Origin of the sequence: Cryptosporangium arvum DSM 44712 (assembly GCF_000585375.1) — a bacterium.
GTDB lineage: Bacteria > Actinomycetota > Actinomycetes > Mycobacteriales > Cryptosporangiaceae > Cryptosporangium > Cryptosporangium arvum.
On sequence record NZ_KK073874.1, the window covers coordinates 187,397 to 205,440 of the forward strand.

Here is an 18,044-nt window from a genome sequence, read left to right on the forward strand (position 1 = left end):
TGCTTGACTTGGCTAGCCATGCCGCCCTACCTTTCTCTTATCGGCAACCTGACTAGCCAAGCTGGTCTACCGCCGAAAAGGAGCGAGACCCGACGCTGGCACGCCGGGTCTCGCCAAGCGGGTCACAACTGCTTGGAAGGAGCGGACCCAATGGGCATCGTCCCACTTCGCAAGCTGTCCAACGAGGGCAGCGAACAGGAACCAGCGAGACCCAACTCGCCGCGATCGAGGCCGAATGGCCGTTGATCGAGGCGGAGATGGATGTGGTCGACGCGATGGCGCGGCACGCTCGCGCCGACGGTGAGCCGACCGAGCTGGACTGGCAGGCGCTGCGCAGCGCTGAGCGTCGGGTACTGACCGAGGCTCGGAAGCTGGCCAACGCCGCCCGCCAGCCGTTCACGCCGGAGGTGGCGTGATGGCGGACCAGAAGTGCACGACCTGCAACGGCCACGGATCCACGGCGCACAGCGCGGGCGGTTCGGGCTACACCTACAAGTGCTGCACCTCGTGCAACGGCACCGGGCGGAAGTCGTGAGCGCCGCGACACCGGGCGGGCTGGCCGTCGTGTTCGTCGCCCTCTACGCCGCGCACCAGGTCGCCGACCACTGGGTACAGACCCAGCACCAGGCCGACCACAAGGGCCGCCCCGGATGGGTCGGCCGAATCGCCTGCTTCCTGCACGTGGCGACCTACACCGCTACCGCGTTGGTGGCACTGCTCGCAGCTGCGTGGCGGACCGGACTGGAGCTCTCGCCGGCCGCAACGGTCGCCGGGCTACTGGTCTCTGCGGTCACGCACTACATCGCCGACCGGCGGACACCGCTGCGGATCATCGCCGACCGAATCGGCTCCGGCCCGTTCTACCGGCTCAACACGGCCGGGATGAACGGCGCCTACCTGCTCGATCAGTCCTGGCACATCGGCTGGCTGTTCGTCGCCGCCCTGGTCATCGGGGGCGCCGCGTGACCGCCACGATGGACAGCCAGCGGTTCCGGCTGGTCCATGACGATGAAGAGGGCGGCTGGACGGCCTACGACGGCGACGCGGTGATGTTCACCGTCCGGGAGCACTACGGCGCTGACGAGACGATCCGCCTGTTCGTGGACCGCGTCGAGGAGTGGTTCGAGCACGGCGACGACGTCGTGGTCCTGCTCGACGTCACCGAGTACGGCTACGACGCCCTGATCGTCCCGTGGTCGGTGGTGAACCCATGAGCCGCATCCGCGCTGAGTACATGGACCCGGCCGGCGTCCGCCACGGCGGTCTGCCGACGGCGCACTGGGGCGGGGCGGACCCGACGGTCTACGCGACCCGGCGGCAGCTGGCCAAGGACAGGTTACAGCCCAACCGGCAGCCGATCGCCGCTCAGATTCTGTGGTGGGGCATCACCGGTTACGGCGGCTACGGCACCCGGGTGGCCTACCTCTACCGCCGCGATCTGGCCGCGCCGAAGCGTCCGGCGACCCCGGCGCAGCTGGCCGCGCTGGAGAAGGCCAACCGTGCCCGGCGCACCTGCTCGACGTGCGAGCAGGTCAAGCCCTACGTGATCCCGCGCTCGCTCGGCGAGTGCATCGACTGCCACGACGCACCGTGGATCGAGCAGGAGGCCGCGTGATGTCCAAGTTTCCGACGATGGGTGCGGGCCGCGGTTGGGCATACGTCGCGCTGGTGCTCGGTGGTGGGGTGTCGATCGCTGCGAACGTGGCGCACTCGTTCATCCCGCCGGCCGCGCCGGAGGGCACGGCCGACCCGGTGGCGTGGGCGGCGCAGTGGTCGCCGGAGCCCGGTGCGGTGCTGCTCTCGGTGGTCTGGCCGGTGTTCCTGTTCATCGCTGTTGAGGTGCTGGCCAAGCCGTCTTGGCCGTCGGGCCGGTGGTGGCGGGTGCTGCGGTTTGGCGGGATGCTGCCGGTCGCCGCGGTGGCCGCGATCGTCTCGTACCGGCACCTGTCCGGGCTCCTGGAGCACTACGGCGAGGACACCGTCACCGTGGCGCTCGGCCCCCTCGCTGTTGACGGCTTGATGGCGATGGCGACCGGTGCCCTGATCGCTACCGCGCACCGTGCCGCGGTGGTCGTCGCCGAGGCCACGGCTGCGCCGGCCGACCCGGTGACCGTCCCTGAGATGCCCGCTCCGGCGCCGGCGATCGAGACCGGGCGGGCCGTGTCCGCCGCGCCGGCTGCAGTGGAGGCGACCCCGCCGCCGCGGCCGCGCACACCGCGCAAGCCCGACACGGCCACCGCGGTGGCTCGGCTGCGGGCGAAGAACCCCGAGATTACGCAGGCCGAGGCCGCGAAGCGGCTCGGTGTCACCGACCGGACGATCCGCCGGTACTGGAACCCCGCCCCCGTCGAGCCCGCTAGCGACCCGGCCGCCGCGCCGGTCGCCGCCTGAAAGGAGACCTGGACATGACGAGCACGACGGAGCAGTACGGCCCGGACCGCCCGGAGGACCGCTACCGGGTCGACGGGGGAGCGGCGGACGTGGTCGACCTGTCCGCGGCCCGGGTCCGCCTGGCCCCGGACACCCAGCCGGACACGGCCCCGGACATTCGCCCGGACACCGTCCCGGACATCGCCGACCCGGTGCTGGAGGGCGAGGTTCTGCCCCCGCTGCCGACTCCGGCCGACGAGGGTTGGCTGCCGATCATCCCGGTGTGGATGCAGTCGAAGACCGGTATCCGGAACATGGTGCGGCTGACGCTGCGTCGCTGGTGGTACCGGATTCGGTTCACCGCTGTCCGGCTGCCGTGGGCCACGGTCAAGTGGACGGGGCGGGCGGTGCGCGGTTCGTGGCGTATCTCCGGGCGGCTGCTGGCGTGGGCGCTGGACACCCGCGCGGACGCGATGGAGCAGGAACTGGCCACGGGTGCCCGGCAGGACGCGAAGGAGTTCATCCGGGTCCGGGAGGACCGCGCCCGGCGCATCCGCGCCCGGCTGGTCGTGCTCGGTCTGGCGACGCTGGTCGGTGCCGGTGGTGGTGCGTACCTGTGGTTCTTCACGCCGCGGCTGGTGCAGGTGCTGGTGGCCATGGTGCTGGTCACGATCCTGGCCCGGGTCGGCGCGAACCCGGACACGCCGCTGATCGGCCCGGCCATGGCCACGTCGTCGGGGTACCTGCAGCTGTCCGACGCGATCCTGATGCGGGCGCTGAACGCCGCCGGTCTGGGTGGCACGGTGGCCAAGGTCGATCGCAACGGTGAGACCACCGAGGAGGGCAACCGTCCGACGCTGGCTCAGCCGCTGCAGCGGGAGAACGCCGGGTACCTGGCGATGGTCGATCTGCCGTTCGGCAAGACCGTGGCCGATGCGACCAAGGGTCAGGCCGCGCTGGCGTCCGGTCTGGACGTCGATGAGGTGCAGGTGTTCGTGGAGAACGTCCGCGGCTCGGCCCGCCGGGTGTCGATCTACGTCGCCGATGAGGACCCGTTCATGCTGCCGCCGCGCCGGTCGCCGCTGGCCCGGCTGCCTCGGGTCTCGGTGTGGAACCCCAACCCGCTCGGTGCCGACGTCCGGGGCCGGGAGGTCTGCCCGTCGCTGATCTTCAACTCGTTCCTGATCGGCGCGATCCCGCGGTCGGGTAAGACCTACGCCGGCCGGGCGCTGGTGGCCCCGGGGTTCCTCGATCCGCACTGCGACGTGACGGTGCTGGACTTCAAGGGCGGCAAGGACTGGCAGGCCGCCGAACAGCTCGCTGTGACGTTCCGGCTCGGTGACGACGACGAGGACCTCGGGTACGCCATCGGCGCGCTGCAGAACCTCAAGGGTGAGGCGCAGAACCGGTTCAAGGCGTTCCGGGCGATGTCCGATGAGCAGAACCCGGAGGGCAAGCTCACGCCGGAGCTGGCCAAGGCCGGATACCGGCCGCACCTGATCGTGCTCGATGAGGTGCAGAACCTGCTCCGGGCGCCGGAGAAGGAGATCCGCGACGAGGCCCTGGCGCTGCTGGTTTGGCTGGCCAAGACCGCCCCGGCCGCGGGGTTCACGCTGGTCATGGCCACGCAGCGGCCGGCGACCGACGTCATCCCGTCCGACCTGCGGGACAACACCAGCGTTCGGCTCGCGCTGCGGACGAAGACGTGGCAGTCCTCCGACGCGATCCTCGGGTCCGGGATCAACGCCATCGGGTTCGGCACGCAGCGGTTCCTGGAGGAGCACAAGGGCGCCGCGATCCTCGGTGGCGTCTCCAACGGGCGGGGCGGTGACCTGCAGGTCATCCGCACCGACCTGCTCAAGAACAGCGACTTCACCCAGATCTGCCAGATCGGGGCGCAGCGCCGCGCCGACGCCGGCACGCTCCGCGGCCACGCTGTGGGGCAGGCCGAGGAGATCGTCGTCACCGTGACGATCCTGTCCGATGTGGTCGCGGTCTGGCCCGGCGTTGAACCCAAGGTGCAGGCCAAGACTCTGGTGGAGCGGCTGCAGGAGGCCTACCCGAGCAAGCACGCGCACCTCGATCAGACGTCGCTGACCAAGGCGCTCAAGGACCACGGGGTGCCGGTGGTGCAGGTCTACCGGGACGGCTCCAACCGCAACGGCTACGCCCTCGCCGCGGTCCGCAAGGCCCTCGCGAAGGCCGAAGGCCCGGACATCACCAACTCCTGACACCACCCAGATTCTCTACGGAGAGTTACCGGCCGGGGGCCTAGACCCTTAGAAGGCCCCCGGCCGAAACCTAGAACCCCTCCTAGGACTAGCCGCCCACAGTGACCTGCGGCCTAGGCCCTAGACCCTGCATGCCCTGAACAGCCAAAACACGCCTCTGGAGGCCCCGTGTCCACCGCGCTGGTTCTAGCCCTAGCCCTCATCATCCTCACTCTCGGTTACCTCGGACTGTGCCGGTTCTGGCCCTACACCCACTGCCGCCGCTGCGACGGAACCGGCAAACGGCACGCACTGATCGGCCGCGGCTACCGCCACTGCCCCCGCTGCGGCGGAACCGGCGAGCGGCTGCGCATCGGCCGGCACGTCCTTAACCACCTCACCGCGCTGCACCGCGCCAGCCGCTGACCAGAAGGGAGATGCCCGCCATGCGAACCACCACCGTCACCTACGGTCCGGCCAAGCACACCACCGAGATGAGCTACCAGGCACTGCCCGCCGCCGGTCTGGCCCTGACTCCGGGGCTGAGCCCCACGGGCACGTTCAACGGCTGCTGGACCGTCCGGCACATCGGCTCCGGTCTGGTCATCAACGACCCGACTGGGTTCGACGGTCACTTCTCGACCCTGGCCGGCGCCTACGCGTTCGCTCAGGCTCTGGTCGACTACTTCCCCGACGTCGACTTCACCGCCGACGCCGAGGACGTCCGCGACCACCTCCGGCACGATTCGTTCGCATTGACCAAGGCCCTGGACGCCTCGCTCACCAGCGACCACGACGACCTGCGCTTGTCGCTCTCGCACTTCGAGGACGACGAGTGATGGCCGCCGACCTGCCGGCCGCCCCGGTGTTCGCGCTGCACTGCCCGGTCTGCCAGTGGACCCGCACCGACCCGGCCGTGGAACAGGCCGCGCTGGACATCGCGGGAGCGCACGACGACGCCCACCACCACGGTCACCCGACCACGGTGCTGGTGCTGCTGCTCACCGACCCGGCCGTGCTCGACGCCGCGGCCGGTGGCCACCAGCGGGCCGCGGCACTGATCGGCCGGACGATCACCGCCGCGGCCACCGCGCCGCTCTCCCCGGTCGCTCGCCCGGGACGGCGCGCGGCATGAACCCCGCCGAGCTGCCCGCGTGGACACCGGGACCGGGGCGCTGTAGCGCCGGGTCCGGACCGTGCGGCGCGTCGGGCGCTCGGCTCTACCCGTCCGGCTGGCGCTGCCGCGAGTGCGCGCCGGTCTCCCACCGACTGCCCGCCGGGAGCACACCACTGCTCCCGGCGGTGAAGGAGCCCACCATGACCCGCACACCCACGCTGGCCGCGGCGCTGGAGTACGCCGCCCGCGGCTGGCCGGTGTTCTTCCTCGGACGCACCACCAAACGCCCCGTCGCCAACTGCCAGCCCTGCAAGGCCGCCGGCCACGATCACAACCCGGAGGCCTGCACCTGCCTGACCTGCCACGGCTTTTACGCCGCCAGCGCCGACCCGACCCGCGTCGAGCGCATGCACGACCGCGTGCCATGCGGACTGCTCGCCATCCGCGCCGGGCGCCCACCGGGCGCCGTCGCCGGGCTGGTCATCATCGACATCGACCCGGCACACGGTGGCGCTGTCGACACGGCCCTGATGCCGCCCACCTACTGCGTGCGCACCGGTTCGGGTGGCTGGCACCTCTACTACGCCCACCCCGGCCGCCCGGTCGGCTCCCGGCCGATGCCCGGACGGCCCGGCATCGACGTCAAGGCAGACGGCGGGTACGTCGTTGCGCCGCCCTCGCAGCACCCGACCACGGGCCAGCCGTACCGGCGAGTCGGCGACCGGGAGGTCCGCCCACTTCCTGCGCGGCTGCTCGCCACCTGCCAGCCACCCGAACCTGCGCACACGCCGAGCACCGACCGGCGCCCGGACCGCGGGGGCATCACGAACCCAGACGCCCTGCTTGCCTCCCACCTCGACGCCGTGGCACGCGCCCCGGAGGGCAAGCGCCGCACGACGCTCTACGGCGCCGCCCGCGGCGTGGCGCGCATGGTCCTGGCAGGTGCGCTCTCCGAGGCCGACGCGTGGTCGGAACTGAGCCGTGTCGGGCGGCTGGCTGGTCAAACTGAGCGGGACACCCGCGCTGCTATCGAGGGTGGATTCACCGCCGAGGGCGTAACTACGGGGCGGGTGGCGGCATGACCGCGTCCGGACCGAGGCTGACCGGTGCGCAGTTGCTCGACGCCATCCGCGAAGCTCTGACCCGCTACGTCGTGCTCCCGAGCACCGAGGCCACCGACGCCGTCGTCCTCTGGATCGCCGCCACCCACGCACAGCCGGCGTGGGCGCACGCGCCGCGGCTGGTCATCCGCGCGCCCGAGAAGCGCTGCGGAAAGTCGAGGCTGCTCGACGTCGTGGAAGCCACTGCCCACGATCCGCTGATCACGGTCAACGCGACCCCGGCCGCGGTCTACCGGTCGATCACGTCCGATCCGCCGACGCTGCTGGTGGATGAGGCCGACACGATCTTCGGACCGAAGGCCGACGGCAACGAGGATCTACGCGGGCTGCTCAACGCCGGGCACCAGCGCAACCGCCCGGCCGTCCGCTACGACGCCACCGCCGGGCGCGTCGAGCACATCCCCACGTTCGCCATGGCCGCTCTCGCTGGCATCGGGGCCATGCCCGACACGATCGAGGACCGGGCCGTCGTCGTCCGCATGCGCCGCCGCGGACCCGGTGAGGCCGTGGCGCCCTACCGGCACCGCCGCGACCGGCCGGCCTTCCGGCTGCTGGCCGCTCAATTGGACGAGTGGCTTCGGTCGCAGATGACCGAGCTGCAAGAGGCCGAGCCGCCGATGCCCGTCGAGGACCGGGCCGCGGACACGTGGGAACCGCTGGTCATCGTCGCCGACATGGCAGGCGGAGACTGGCCCGGCCGCGCCCGGCAAGCCGTCGTCGCGCTCACAGCCGAGGCCGACGAGAAGGCCGGAGTGTCCACCCGGATCCGGCTTCTCACCGACGTCCGCGCCGCGTTCACGCTGCTCGGCGACCCGCCGGCCGCCATGACCTCCGACCTGCTCCAAGCACTCAACAGCGATCCCGAGGCCCCGTGGGCGACGTTCGGCCCGACCGGGCTGACCGGCAAGCGGCTCGGTGACCTGCTCCGGGAGTTCGACATCAGCTCCGACACGATTCGGTTCCCGGTCGGGCAGGCCAAGGGCTACCGCCGCGCCCGGTTCATCGACGCGTGGAACCGCTACTGCCCACTGCCTGAGATGCCCCCCGCGGACGGTGCGGAGGACGCCGGGCCAGGGGTACCCGTACCAGCCGTACCACCCTCGTTTCCGCAGGTCATCCCTGGTACGGGTACCACCCCCGTTACGGATCGATCCGTAACGGGTGACCTACCCGTACCGCCCCTGAGCAGCGGAAACGACCTTGGTACGGCTGGTACGGGTACCCCCCGCGCCGCGGGCACTGGAGGTGCCGAATGACCGACCGGCGTCACGGCGCGACCGAGAACCGACCCGCTGAGCCGACCTCTGCGGTTCGCGCCCTACCCAGCACACCGGCCACCCCAGGAGAGGCCGCCTATGACGTTCTCAACGGGCTGTCAGACGGTCATCACGGCACTGGGTCAGCGGGCGCTCTGCCGACCCGACCCGGTGCAGGACAGGAGGTGACGACGATCGAGAGCGCTGCAGGAGCCGTACCCGCGGCACCGACCGACCCGGTGCTGACGGTGGAGGAGGCCGCCCGCTATTTGCGAATCGGCAGGACGTCGATGTACGCGCTGGTCTCGTCTGGCGAAGTCGAGTCGGTGACCATCGGCCGGCTCCGCCGGATCCCCCGCTCGGCACTGGACGACTACGTCACGCGGCTCCGCTCGGCGAGGAGGGCGGCATGACGACACCGAAGAAGGCCACCCGCCGGCCGAACGGCGCGTCGAGCATCTACGAAGGGTCAGACGGCTGGTGGCACGGACGCGTCACGGTCGGCATCCGTGACAACGGAAAGCCCGACCGGCGCCACGTCCGCGGGAAGACTCAGGCCGCGGTCATCCGCAAGGTCCGAGAGCTGGAAAAGGAGCGCGATAGCGGCAGGGTCCGGAAGATCGGCACGCCGTGGACCGTCGAGGCGTGGCTGACTCACTGGCTGGAGAACGTTGCTCGGCCGACCGTCCGGCAGTCGAGCTACAGCGCTTACGAAGTCGCGGTGCGGGTGCATCTCATCCCAGGAATCGGCGCGCACCGACTCGACCGCCTGACGTCCGAACACCTCGACTCGCTTTATACGCGGATGGTGGCTAAGGGCAGTAGCGCGGGAACGGCGCACCAGGCGCACCGGACCGTCCGCACTGCCCTTGGAGTCGCCGATCGGCGCGGCTACCTGCCGCGGGGGAATCCGGCGGCTAAGGGAATGGTCAAGCCGCCCCGGATCGAAGAAGAGGAGATCGAGCCGTACACCGTCGAAGAGGTGCGCCGGCTGCTAGCCGAGGCCGGGAAGCGACCCCGGAATAGCGCCCGCTGGGCAATGGCTCTGGCGCTCGGAATGCGACAAGGGGAAGTGCTCGGCTTGAAGTGGGCAGACGTCGATCTCGACGCAGGCACGCTCCGAGTGCGCCGCGGACGCCAGCGGCCGAAGTATGAGCATGGGTGCGGCGGCACCTGCGGTCGTAAGGCGGGCTACTGCAAGCAGCGCAAGAACGTCCGATCCGAGACGGCCGACACGAAGTCGCGTGCTGGTAAGCGGCCGATCGGACTACCCACCGAATTGGTGGCGCTGCTGCGCAAGCACAAAGAGGCTCAGGAGGCCGAACGGGCCAAGGCCGCTCAACTCTGGCAGGACGAAGGTTGGCTATTTGCCACCCCGACCGGGGGAGTACTCAGCACGAATACCGACTACCACGACTGGAAAGACCTGCTGAAAGGCGCTGGTATCCGGGACGGCCGGCTGCACGACGCCCGGCACACCGCGGCCACGGTGCTGCTCCTGCTCGGGGTTCCCGACCGGGCCGTCATGGGCCTGATGGGGTGGTCGAATTCGGCGATGGCCGCCCGCTACCAGCACCTCACGGCCAAGGTCCGGCATGACATCGCGAAGCAGGTCGGTGGCCTGATCTGGCAGGCCGAGGAGGAGACCGAGAAGGCCAACTGAGACCACAACTGAGACCACAGGCCCTGTAGGGACGACGAAGGCCCGGTACCCATCCGTGGGTCCGGGCCATCGTTTTGCCTGGTCAGCCAGGCTGGCGGAGGATACGAGATTCGAACTCGTGAGGGGTTGCCCCCAACACGCTTTCCAAGCGTGCGCCCTAGGCCTCTAGGCGAATCCTCCGCCGGACAGGTTACCGGACGCAGCGCCGGGTCTCGTACGCCGGTGTACCCGGCGCACAGCGCGCTCTTGCTTGGGCACGTCAGGATCGCTGTTGACAAGGCCCCCTGGCGCGATGACCCCCAGGTCTCCGTCCGTGCTCGCACGATGACACGATGACGCCGGTGGGCTGGGCAGCCCGGGTAGCGCCCGGCAGAGTCAGGAGGACTCGTGGCGAGGGGCCAGCGTAGGCGCAACGAAAAGGGCCGGTGGGTGCTGATCGGGGTGGCGGTCGTCGCCGTCATCGCGGCCGCAGCCACCGCGGTCGTCTTCTTGCGTGACGGCGACGACGGCAAGGACGGCACCGTCACCGCGAAGACCGAGCTGGGCACCGTCTACGCGCCTTACGTCTACGTCACGCTGGCCGATCGTCCCTCGCTCACCGAGATCGCGCAGAAGACCGGCGCGAACGGTCTGCACCTCGGGTTCGCGATCACCAAGGGCGACGAGTGCGACCTCACCTGGGACGGCACGACCGCGCTCGACACGTACAAGGACGAGATCAGCGCGGCGGCGGCGAAGGGCATCGAGGTGATCGTGTCCACCGGCGGGGCGAGCGGCGGTGACGTCACCCAGGCCTGTGGAGACGCGGAGACCACGCAGGAACAGCTGCAGAAGCTCGTCGACCTCGGGGTTCGTTACCTCGACTTCGACGTCGAAGGGGAGGAGCGGGTGGCCGATACCGAGGCCAACGAAGCCCGCGCCAAGGCGATCCTGGCCCTGCAGCAGAAGAACCCCGATCTGAAGGTGTCGTTCACGCTCGCCGCGGCGTCGCCGACCGACGCGACCACCGCCGCGGGTGCGGCCAACACCGCTCCGTGGGTCGCCGCCGTCGACGCCGGCGTGGCGATCGACCGCATCAACCTGATGACGATGAACTTCGGCGGCACCGTCGCACCGCAGGACATGGCTGCGGCGACCACCGCGGCCGCCACCGGCCTGCATTCGCAGATCGAGACCATCCAGGGCATCGACTCCGCGAACGCCTGGGGCATGGTCGGTATCACGCCGATGATCGGGGTGAACGACCTCAACACCGAGACGTTCTCGCTGGACAACGCCAAGACCGTCACCGACTTCGCGGTGAAGAACAGCGTCGGGATGCTCAGCTTCTGGTCGGCCGGGCGCGACACGCAATGCGGTGCCGACGTCACGAAGCAGCCGGTCGCGAACTGCAGCGGCGTCGAGCAGGACGAGTACGCGTTCGCGTCGATCTTCAAGGGCGTGCTCCAGTGAGGGGCCGTCCCGAGTAGCCGCCCGGCTACCGGTAGACTCCACCCCAGCCCCTCGTGCGGCGCGTAACCTGTGAACCTCCCCAGGGCCGGAAGGCAGCAAGGATAAGCGGGCTCTGGCGGGTGCACGAGGGGTCCTTCATTTGTCGGACCCGCGTGGGAGGCTTGCGGCGTGGCCAACCGCGCTCTCTACCGCAAGTACCGGCCTCGCACGTTTGCCGAGGTCATCGGTCAGGAACACGTCACCGCACCGCTCATCCAGGCGCTGAAGAACGGCAAGCTCAACCACGCCTACCTCTTCTCCGGCCCCCGCGGTTGCGGCAAGACGTCAAGTGCCCGGATTCTCGCCCGGTCGCTGAACTGCGTGAACGGTCCGACGCCGGATCCCTGCGGTGTCTGCGATTCCTGCCTCGCGCTGGCTCCCGACGGGCCGGGCTCGCTCGACGTCGTCGAGATCGACGCGGCCAGCCACGGCGGTGTGGACGACGCGCGTGATCTGCGCGAGCGCGCCTTCTTCGCGCCGGTCAACAGCCGGTTCAAGGTCTACGTGATCGACGAGGCGCACATGGTCTCGTCGCAGGGCTTCAACGCGCTGCTCAAGCTCGTCGAAGAGCCGCCCGATTTCGTTAAGTTCGTGTTCGCGACCACCGAACCCGACAAGGTGCTGCAGACCATCCGGTCGCGCACCCACCACTACCCGTTCCGGCTGATCCCGCCGAGCACGATGGTCGGTCTGCTCGACCGCATCTGCACCGACGAGAACGTGCAGATCGAGAAGAGCGTGCTGCCGCTCGTCGTCCGGGCCGGTGGCGGGTCCGCGCGTGACTCGCTGTCGATCCTCGACCAGCTGCTCGCCGGCGCCGGTACCGATGGCGTCACCTACCAGCACGCGGTCGCGCTGCTCGGGGTAACCGACTCGGGGCTGCTCGACGAGGCCACCGGCGCACTCGCCGCCGACGACGGTGCCGCGCTGTACGGCGTCGTCGACCGGGTGGTGGAGGCCGGGCACGACCCCCGGCGGTTCGCGTCCGATCTGCTCGAGCGGCTCCGTGATCTGGTGATCCTCGCGACCGTGCCCGACGCCGCCGCGAAGGGCCTCGTCGACGCACCTGCCGACGAGCTGGAGCGGATGTCGCTGGTGGCCAACCAGCTCGGGGTGGCCACCGCGTCCCGGATGGCCGACGTCGTGCACAACGGGCTGGTCGAGATGCGTGGCACCACGTCGCCGCGGCTGCTGCTCGAACTGGTCTGCGCGCGGATGATCCTGCCGGCCGCCGACGAGAGCCACGCCGCGCTGTTGCAGCGGCTCGAGCGCCTGGAGCGGCGGCTCGCGATCGGCGCCGAGGGTGGGTTCCCGCCGGCGTCGGTGGCCACGGTTCGAACGCCGGTGCCGACGTCGAGCGAGCCGGCGCCGGTCGCCGAGCCGCCGCGTCCCACGCCACCCCCGGTGACGCCGCCACGGCCCGCGGCCGAGGGCGGCTCGGCGCCGGTGGCGGTCGTGCCTACGCAGACACCGGCTCCGATCTCCCGGCCGGCCCCGGCAGCTTCGGCAGCCCCGGCGGCCCCGGCAGCTTCGGCAGCTTCGGCGACCCCAGCGGCTTCGTCGGGTCCGAGGGCTTCGTCGGGTCCGGGGGAGGCGGCTTCGGCTGGGTCGGGCTCTGTGGTGTCCACCAGTCCGGTGTCCCCGGCTCCGGCCGGTTCGGTGTCCGCTGGTTCTGATTCGGCGGGCCCGGTTCCTGACGCGGCTCCGGTGTCCGGTGGCTCAGCGACGGTTGGTGCGTCCTCTGGTGGCTCGGCGACTGCCGGTGCCGCCTCGGCCGGTGTTCCCGCCCTCGCGGGTAGCCCAGCGGGTGGTTCGGCGGCGGATGGTTCGGCGGCGAGCGCCCCGGCGGGGGGTGGCCCGGCATCGGGTGGCCCGGCGGCGGGTGGCTCGGCGGCGGGTGGCCCGGCGGCGGGTGGCGCGGCATCGGGTGGTTCGGCGGCGAGCGCCCCGGCGGTGAGTGGCCCGGCGGCCGGTGGTTCTGCGGGGTCGGCGGGGCAGCCGGTTGCGGCGTACGGGGCGGCTCCGCGCCCCGGGGTGGCCGGGCCTGCGGTCGCGGCTGCGGCGGCGGCCACCAGCGGGATGGACGCGGCTCAAGTGCGTCAGGTCTGGCCCCAGATCGTCGACCAGACCAAGCAGCACAGCCGCATGGTCTGGGCTCTCGTGCAGAACGCCACCCCGCGTGAGGTGCGGGGGGACGAACTCGTCGTCGCGGTGAAGCACCAGGGTGAGGTGCGGCGGCTGTCGGACGACAAGTGCACGTCGGTGCTGCAGAAGGTGTTGCTCGACGTGCTCGGCGTGCGGTGGCGGATCAAGGCCGAGGTCGACGGCGGCTCCGGTGGGGGTGGCGCTGGTCGGCGTGGGCCCGCTCCGCCGCCCGGGCCGGTTCCGATGCCCGCGATGCCGCCGATGCCGACCGCTGCTTCCGCGTCCGCGTCTGGCGGTAGCGACTGGCCGACGATCGCACCGGTCGGTGGACTGCCACCGGCCCCTGCCGCTGGTGCGCCGGCGAGCACCACCTCCGGCTACGGCGCCGGCGACCCCGCGTCCGGCGGTCACGGCGCGCCCGGCTCCGCCTCCGGCGGCTATGGCACGCCCGGCTCTGCCCCCGGCGGTTACGGCGCGCCCGGCTCTACCTCCGGCGGTTACGGCTCGCCCAGCTCCGCCCCTGGCGGCTACGGCGCGCCCGGCTCTCCCCCTGGTGGTTATGGCGCGCCTGGCTCCGCCCCTGGTGGTTACGGCTCGGGCGGCCACGACAACGTCACCCCCGGTGGTCACGGCACGGGCGCCCCTGTGCCCGGCGCCCCCGGGGTGGGCGGCACTGCGCCCGGCGGCTACGGCAGCCCAGCGGGCGGCCACACTGGACCGGCGGGCGGCAACCCCGGCCAGGCAGGTCACAGCGGCAACTCCGGCTACGCCGGCGGCCCCGGCAACTCCGGCGGCCCCGGCAACTCCGGCGGCCCCGGCAACTCCGGCGGCTCCGGTCACAGCGGCAACTCCGGCCCCGCCGGCTACAGCGGCCAAGCTGCCAACACCGGCTACGGCGGCAACGCAGGCCCGGGCAGCGGTCACAGCGGATCGGCGTCGAGTGGCTACGGGAACTCGGCCTCCGCCAGCAACCGGGCCAACCGCCGGGGCTCGGTCGGCGTCATGGACGACGACGTGCCGCTCCCACCCGAACCCAGCGACCCCATGTACGACGGGTTCGACCCCGGTGACGAGCCGCTCGACGACGAGGACGAGGCCGGCACCGCGAAGGCGGTCGACTCCGAGAAGGACGCGATCGCGCTGCTCGAACAGCACCTGGGTGCGCGTCAGATCGACTGAAGTACGGGGCCGCTGGCCCCAGCAAGTAGTCTGGAAAACGTCGTCGTCGCCGAAGAGGGAGTTCGTCGTGCAACCCGGTGGTCAGCTCGACATGCAGGCGATTCTCGCCCAGGCGCAGCAGATGCAGCAGCACATCATGGAAGCCCAGGCCCAGCTGGCTGAGGCCGAGTTCACCGGCGTCGCCGGGGGCGGCCTGGTCACCGCGACCGTGACGGGCACCGGTGAGCTCACCGGGCTGGCCATCCAGCCCGCCGCGGTCGACCCGGAGGACACCGAGACCCTCGCCGACCTGGTGGTCGCTGCGGTCCGGGCCGCCAACGCCGAGGCGCAGAAAGCCGCCGCCGATTCGATGGGGCCGTTGGCGGGCGGATTGCCCGGCCTGCCCGGCCTGGGGATGTAGAGGTACCCGTTGTACGAAGGGGCCGTTCAGGACCTCATCGACGAGCTGGGTCGGCTGCCCGGCGTCGGCCCGAAGAGCGCCCAGCGGATCGCGTTCCACATCCTCAACGCCGACCCGGTCGACGTGAAGCGGCTCGCCGAGGTGCTCAACCGCGTCAAAGTGGAAGTCCGGTTCTGCCGGATCTGCTTCAACATCGCCGAGTCCGACGAGTGTCGAGTGTGCCGTGACGCGAGGCGGGGCGACGACGTGATCTGTGTCGTCGAGGAGCCGAAGGACGTCGTCGCGGTCGAGCGCACCCGCGAGTTCCGCGGGAAGTACCACGTGCTCGGCGGCGCGATCAATCCGCTCGAAGGGGTCGGGCCCGATCAGCTGCGTATCCGGGAGTTGATGACGCGGCTGCAGTCGGGGCTGGTCAAGGAACTGATCCTGGCGACCGACCCGAACACCGAGGGTGAGGCGACGGCGACGTACCTCGCGCTGCTCGTCAAGCCGATGGGTTTGCGTGTGACCCGGCTCGCCAGCGGGCTGCCGGTCGGCGGCGACCTCGAATACGCTGATGAAGTCACGCTGGGACGAGCATTTTCCGGGCGCCGCTCGCTGGATATCTGACCAACGAGCCAACGAGTATCACGGGTATACCTCAGCGGCTCAGATTCCCACTCTCGACTCGGTATCTCTAGTGCGCCGATACCGGAGAGAGGTGGGAGGAATGAGTGTTGCCGTGGAGTTGCATCCGGAGCCGATCAGCGAAGAGGAGTATCTCGCGCGTCCGTACACGGGCCAGCGCGAGGAACTCATCGACGGGGTGCTCGTCGTGAGCCCCGGACCGAGCCGGCCGCACCAGCGAATCTCGTTCCGGCTGGCGACGATTCTTGACCAACGGGTCACCGCAGACTTGGAGGTACAGGAGGCAGTCAATGTTCGGCTCGCCTCTGGTCGCCTCATCGTCCCCGATCTTGCCGTCCTCACGAGTGTTGGCGCTGATGATGTCGTCGCGCCGGCCGCGGAGGTGGTGATGATGGCTGAGATCTTCTCGCCGTCGACCAAGCAGATCGATCGGCTCCTGAAGCCGGGGCTGGCGGCGGAGGCGCGGATCCCGTATTTCTGGCTCGTGGACCCGGACGGGCCTACCGTCACCGTCCATAATCTTGATAACGGGTCGTATCGAGAAGTGGCCTCAGCGAGCGGAGAAAAGCTACTCACGGTCACGGAACCGTTTCAGGTGGAGTTCCGACCTGCGGAGTTGCTCGCGTCACGCCGCGGATAAGTTCCGCTGTTGCCAATACGTGACATTACGAGGCAGGCACAACCATCCTCGATGCTCCTTTTCGGCGGTAGCGTCCCCGCACGTCAAAGGATGTTGAGGGAGGGTTACGTGTACCGAGTCCGACGGGCACTCGCCGCCGCAGTGAGCGTGGGCTTAGCGGTCTCGCTGGCGGCTTGTGCGGACAGCGAGCGAGGTGAAGGCGGGGAGGGCGACAACAACGCCACCCTGACCATCGCCGGCACCGGGAAGCCGAAAAACTTCGACCCGATCTTCAACGACGACGGAGAGAGCTTCCGGCCGGCTCGTCAGATCTACGACACGCTGATCCAGAACAAGGCGGGTTCCGCCGAGCTGGAGCCGGCGCTGGCGACGAAGTGGGACGTCAGCCCGGACGGCAAGCAGATCACGTTCACGCTCCGCGAGGGCGTGAAGTTCCAGGACGGCACGGACTTCAACGCCGAGGCCGCCTGCTTCAACCTGGACCGCTGGTTCAACATGAAGGGCGCTGCCGCCCAGAGCCAGATGATCTACTACCAGGACGTCTTCGGCGGTTTCGCCAAGAACGAGACCGACGCCGGTGGCGACCCGTACTACAAGGGCTGCCAGGCGACGAACCCGACGACCGCGGTCATGAGCCTGAACAAGTTCCGGGGCGCGCTCCCGGCGGCTCTCACGCTCACCGCGTTCTCGATCTCCAGCCCCACCGCGCTGAAGAAGTACGACGCGGACAAGGTCACGCAGTCCGGCGACAGCTTCACGTACGCGGCCTACGCGACCGAGCACCCCGTCGGCACCGGCCCGTACAAGTTCGAGTCCTACGACGCCTCGAACGGCACCACGACGCTGGTCCGCAACGAGGACTACTGGGGCGAGAAGGCCAAGACGGCCAAGCTCGTCATCCGCACGATCGAGCAGGAGTCCGCGCGTAAGCAGGAGCTCGAGTCGGGTGCGGTCGACATCATCGACTTCCCGGCCGCGCAGGACTGGAAGGCGCTCGAGGGCAAGGGCATGAAGGTCGAGGTCCGCCCGGCGTTCAACGTCCTCTACCTCGGTATGAACGAGAAGAACCCGAAGCTGAAGGACCTCCGGGTCCGGCAGGCCATCGCCTACGCGATCAACCGCGAGCAGCTGGTGAAGACCAAGCTGCCCGAGGGCGCCGAGGTGGCCAAGGAGTTCATGCCGAAGACGCTCACCGGGTACGCCGACGACGTCACCGAGTACAAGTACGACCCGGCCAAGGCCAAGCAGCTGCTCGCCGCCGCCGGCGCGACCAACCTGTCGCTGAAGTTCTACTACCCGACCGAGGTCACCCGGCCGTACATGCCGGACCCCAAGGCGATCTACACCTCGATCGCCGCGGACCTGACCGCTGCGGGCATCAAGGTCGAGCCGGTGGCCCGTCCGTGGAACGGCGGCTACAAGGACGACATCCAGCAGGCCGGTAAGCACGACCTGCACCTGCTCGGCTGGACCGGCGACTTCAACGACGCCTACAACTTCGTCGGCACGTTCTTCGGGCGGGAGAAGCCCGAGTTCGGCTTCACCGACAAGGCTGCTTTCGCCGCCATCGCGGCTGCGGACGGCGAGCCGGACGCCACGAAGCGCGAGGAGGCCTACAAGCAGGTCAACCGTGACCTGCTCGGCAAGTACCTGCCGGCGCTGCCCATCTCGCACTCGCCGCCGGCGATCGCGACGGCGGGCAACATCGACGGTCTCGTCGCCAGCCCGCTGACCGACGAGCGGTTCTACACGGTCTCGAAGAGCTGAGTTCCATCGTCCCCCGGGTCGGGTGTGGGCTGATCCAGCCCGACTCGGGGGACGCTCC

General features: G+C 70.2%; 19 protein-coding genes, 1 tRNA gene and 1 other RNA gene. 20 read left to right on the forward strand and 1 reads right to left on the reverse strand.

Annotation, left to right across the window (positions count from 1 at the left end; translation table 11 throughout):
• Window positions 1-128: 128 nt before the first annotated feature.
• From CRYAR_RS50060 to CRYAR_RS00965, 13 genes are all read left to right on the forward strand, one after another.
• Entirely contained in the window at window positions 129-416 is a 288-nt protein-coding gene (locus CRYAR_RS50060) for a DUF6284 family protein (protein ID WP_281174673.1), read from the forward strand.
• 115 nt (window positions 417-531) lie between these two features.
• A complete protein-coding gene (locus CRYAR_RS00910; RefSeq protein WP_035859934.1) occupies window positions 532-966 on the forward strand; it encodes a DUF3307 domain-containing protein in 435 nt (144 codons plus the stop codon).
• A complete protein-coding gene (locus CRYAR_RS00915; RefSeq protein WP_035847639.1) occupies window positions 963-1,214 on the forward strand; it encodes a hypothetical protein in 252 nt (83 codons plus the stop codon). Before CRYAR_RS00910 ends, CRYAR_RS00915 begins: the two co-directional genes overlap by 4 nt.
• Entirely contained in the window at window positions 1,211-1,615 is a 405-nt protein-coding gene (locus CRYAR_RS00920; RefSeq protein WP_035847641.1) for an RRQRL motif-containing zinc-binding protein, read from the forward strand. Before CRYAR_RS00915 ends, CRYAR_RS00920 begins: the two co-directional genes overlap by 4 nt.
• Window positions 1,615-2,391, forward strand: coding sequence for a helix-turn-helix domain-containing protein (locus CRYAR_RS42475; protein WP_051569559.1), 777 nt, complete (start codon window positions 1,615-1,617; stop codon window positions 2,389-2,391). The genes CRYAR_RS00920 and CRYAR_RS42475 overlap by 1 nt, the downstream gene beginning before the upstream one ends.
• Before the next feature lie 14 nt (window positions 2,392-2,405).
• Complete coding sequence (locus CRYAR_RS00930) at window positions 2,406-4,601, forward strand: P-loop NTPase family protein (protein ID WP_035847643.1); 2,196 nt, start codon at window positions 2,406-2,408, stop codon at window positions 4,599-4,601.
• Window positions 4,602-4,769: 168 nt separating this feature from the next.
• Window positions 4,770-5,006, forward strand: a complete 237-nt coding sequence (locus CRYAR_RS00935) for a hypothetical protein (RefSeq protein ID WP_035847645.1) — start codon at window positions 4,770-4,772, stop codon at window positions 5,004-5,006.
• A gap of 20 nt (window positions 5,007-5,026) precedes the next feature.
• Window positions 5,027-5,419, forward strand: coding sequence for a hypothetical protein (locus CRYAR_RS00940; RefSeq protein WP_035847647.1), 393 nt, complete (start codon window positions 5,027-5,029; stop codon window positions 5,417-5,419).
• Window positions 5,419-5,715: a hypothetical protein gene (locus CRYAR_RS00945; RefSeq protein WP_035847649.1), complete on the forward strand. Its 297-nt coding sequence runs from the start codon at window positions 5,419-5,421 to the stop codon at window positions 5,713-5,715. The genes CRYAR_RS00940 and CRYAR_RS00945 overlap by 1 nt, the downstream gene beginning before the upstream one ends.
• A 182-nt stretch (window positions 5,716-5,897) precedes the next feature.
• The gene (locus tag CRYAR_RS00950; protein ID WP_035859937.1) at window positions 5,898-6,779 is read left to right on the forward strand and encodes a bifunctional DNA primase/polymerase; all 882 of its coding nucleotides are present in this window, start codon (window positions 5,898-5,900) and stop codon (window positions 6,777-6,779) included.
• Window positions 6,776-8,074 carry a DUF3631 domain-containing protein gene (locus CRYAR_RS00955; RefSeq protein ID WP_035847651.1) on the forward strand — a complete coding sequence of 433 codons (1,299 nt, stop codon included), beginning with the start codon at window positions 6,776-6,778 and terminating at the stop codon, window positions 8,072-8,074. The genes CRYAR_RS00950 and CRYAR_RS00955 overlap by 4 nt, the downstream gene beginning before the upstream one ends.
• Window positions 8,075-8,259: 185 nt before the next feature.
• Window positions 8,260-8,487 carry a helix-turn-helix domain-containing protein gene (locus CRYAR_RS48385; RefSeq protein ID WP_211247209.1) on the forward strand — a complete coding sequence of 76 codons (228 nt, stop codon included), beginning with the start codon at window positions 8,260-8,262 and terminating at the stop codon, window positions 8,485-8,487.
• On the forward strand, window positions 8,484-9,737 hold the full coding sequence (locus tag CRYAR_RS00965) for a tyrosine-type recombinase/integrase (protein WP_035847654.1): 1,254 nt from the start codon (window positions 8,484-8,486) through the stop codon (window positions 9,735-9,737). The genes CRYAR_RS48385 and CRYAR_RS00965 overlap by 4 nt, the downstream gene beginning before the upstream one ends.
• Window positions 9,738-9,829: 92 nt before the next feature.
• Here the strand turns inward: CRYAR_RS00965 and CRYAR_RS00970 are convergent.
• Window positions 9,830-9,917, reverse strand: a tRNA-Ser gene (locus CRYAR_RS00970).
• A 207-nt stretch (window positions 9,918-10,124) separates the two neighbouring features.
• Between CRYAR_RS00970 and CRYAR_RS00975 the strand changes: the two genes are divergently transcribed.
• The 7 genes from CRYAR_RS00975 to CRYAR_RS01000 all read left to right on the forward strand — a co-directional run bounded on the left by CRYAR_RS00975 (window position 10,125) and on the right by CRYAR_RS01000 (window position 17,986).
• Window positions 10,125-11,189, forward strand: coding sequence for a chitinase (locus CRYAR_RS00975; protein ID WP_157017210.1), 1,065 nt, complete (start codon window positions 10,125-10,127; stop codon window positions 11,187-11,189).
• Window positions 11,190-11,231: 42 nt separating this feature from the next.
• Window positions 11,232-11,328, forward strand: an RNA gene (gene ffs / locus CRYAR_RS44485) — signal recognition particle sRNA small type.
• Window positions 11,329-11,357: 29 nt separating this feature from the next.
• Window positions 11,358-14,552, forward strand: a complete 3,195-nt coding sequence (locus CRYAR_RS49370; protein WP_035847658.1) for a DNA polymerase III subunit gamma and tau — start codon at window positions 11,358-11,360, stop codon at window positions 14,550-14,552.
• 67 nt (window positions 14,553-14,619) lie between these two features.
• Entirely contained in the window at window positions 14,620-14,952 is a 333-nt protein-coding gene (locus CRYAR_RS00985; RefSeq protein ID WP_035847661.1) for a YbaB/EbfC family nucleoid-associated protein, read from the forward strand.
• 9 nt (window positions 14,953-14,961) lie between these two features.
• The gene (gene recR / locus CRYAR_RS00990; RefSeq protein WP_035847663.1) at window positions 14,962-15,561 is read left to right on the forward strand and encodes a recombination mediator RecR; all 600 of its coding nucleotides are present in this window, start codon (window positions 14,962-14,964) and stop codon (window positions 15,559-15,561) included.
• Between the two features lie 100 nt (window positions 15,562-15,661).
• Window positions 15,662-16,219 (forward strand): Uma2 family endonuclease, encoded by a 558-nt coding sequence (locus tag CRYAR_RS00995; protein WP_035847665.1) that lies wholly within the window; start codon window positions 15,662-15,664, stop codon window positions 16,217-16,219.
• Between the two features lie 90 nt (window positions 16,220-16,309).
• Window positions 16,310-17,986 carry an ABC transporter substrate-binding protein gene (locus CRYAR_RS01000; RefSeq protein WP_051569561.1) on the forward strand — a complete coding sequence of 559 codons (1,677 nt, stop codon included), beginning with the start codon at window positions 16,310-16,312 and terminating at the stop codon, window positions 17,984-17,986.
• Window positions 17,987-18,044: the final 58 nt, after the last annotated feature.